We start from the raw sequence: 1,731 nt of genomic DNA, 5'->3' as shown, positions 1-1,731 counted from the left end.
CGCCGACCCCATGACCCGCGCCGACCCCACGTACGTGGCGCCCCGCGGCCCCCGGCCCGCGCTCAGTTCTCGTACAGGCCCTCGATCTCCTTCGCGTACGCCGCCTCCACCGCGTGCCGCTTCACCTTCAGTGACGGCGTCAGCATCCCGTTCTCCTCCGTGAACTCCCCGCCCACGATCACGAACCTGCGGATCGACTCCGCCCGCGACACCGCCTCGTTCGCGTAGTCCACCGCCCGCTGCACGTCCGCCCGCAGCTCCGGGTCGTCCCGGAGCTCCGCGAGCGGGGTGTCCCGCGGCCGCTTCCGTACCGCCAGCCAGTGCGCCACCGCCTCCCGCTCCAGCGTCACCAGCGCCGCCACGTACGACCGCTTGTCGCCCACGACCAGCACCTGCCCCACCGGCGGCCGGCTGCGCAGCCGGTCCTCCAGTACCGCGGGTGAGACGTTCTTGCCGCCCGTGGTGATGAGGAGGTCCTTCTTCCGCCCGGTGATGGTCAGATAGCCGTCTTCGTCCAGCGCCCCCAGGTCGCCGGTCGCGAACCAGTCGTCCGCCAGCACCTCTTCGGTCGCCTCCGGGTTCCGCCAGTACTCGCCGAAGACGATGCCGCCCTTGATCAGCACCTCCCCGTCGGCCGCGATGCGGATCGCCGTGCCCGGCAGCGGCCGGCCCACCGTGCCGGGGCGGGGGCGCAGCGGCGGGGTGATGGTGGCGGCGGCGGTGGTCTCGGTGAGGCCGTAGCCCTCGTAGATGACGATGCCCGCGGCGTAGAAGAAGAGGTTGAGGTTGCGGTCGAGCGGGGAGGCGCCGCTGATGGCGTAGTTGAGCCGGCCGCCCAGCTCCTTGCGGATGCGCCGGTAGACCAGCAGGTCGTACAGGCCCCACGCCAGGGACAGCCGGAGCCCGGGGCCCTTGCCGGTGCCGAGGAACCGGTGCAGGTGGGCCTCGCCGAAGCGCACCGCGATGCGGTCGGCGCGGTCGAAGGACGAGCCGCGGCCGAGCTTCTCGGCCATCTCCCGGCCCGTGTGGTGGATCTTCTCGAAGAGGTACGGGACGCCGACGAGGAACGTCGGCCTGAAGACCTTGAACTCCGGCCGCAGCTCGTCGGGTTTGATCGACGGCCAGTGGCCGATCTCGATGCGCGCGGACAGGCAGGCGATCTGGATGGCCCGGCCGAAGATGTGGGCGAGCGGCAGGAAGAGGAGCGTCGAGGCGGTCCGGCCGGTGACCTCCGTGAAGATGGGGTGCAGCAGCTCGACGCTGTTGGCGGCCTCGGCGTGCAGGTTGCCGTGGGTGAGGACGCATCCCTTGGGGCGGCCGGTGGTGCCGGAGGTGTAGCAGAGAGTGGCGATGGTGTCGGGGGTGAGGGCGGCGCGGCGCTTGGCGATCTCGTGGTCGGGTACGTCCCGGCCGAGGGCCTTCAGTTCGTCGACGCAGCCGGCGTCGAGCTGCCAGACGCGCGCCTGGCCGGAGGCGGTGCGCACGGTCTCCTCGTTGGCGGCGGTCTCCGCGACGACGAAGCGGGTGCCGGAGTCGCGCAGGATCCACCCGACCTGGTCGGCCGAGGAGGTCGCGTACACGGGGACGGACTGGCCGCCGGCCGCCCAGACGGCGAAGTCCAGGACGCACCACTCGTAGCGCGTACGGGACATGATCGCGACCCGCCCGCCGGGTTCGAGCCCGGCGGCGACGAGACCCTTGGCCACCGCCGTCACCTCGTCGGCGAACGCG

1 protein-coding gene is annotated in these 1,731 nt (G+C 72.2%); it reads right to left on the bottom strand.

Translation table 11 applies throughout. The features are described 5' to 3' along the window. Positions 1-62: 62 nt before the first annotated feature. A partial coding sequence (locus tag H5J30_RS31340; protein ID WP_181790931.1) for an AMP-dependent synthetase/ligase occupies positions 63-1,731 on the bottom strand: 1,669 nt, incomplete at its 5' end.

It is taken from the genome of Streptomyces phytophilus (genome assembly GCF_013870535.1).
GTDB classification, from domain to species: domain Bacteria; phylum Actinomycetota; class Actinomycetes; order Streptomycetales; family Streptomycetaceae; genus Streptomyces; species Streptomyces phytophilus.
Note: the sequence above shows the minus strand (reverse complement) of the source record. Positions and strands in the feature narration are given on the sequence as shown.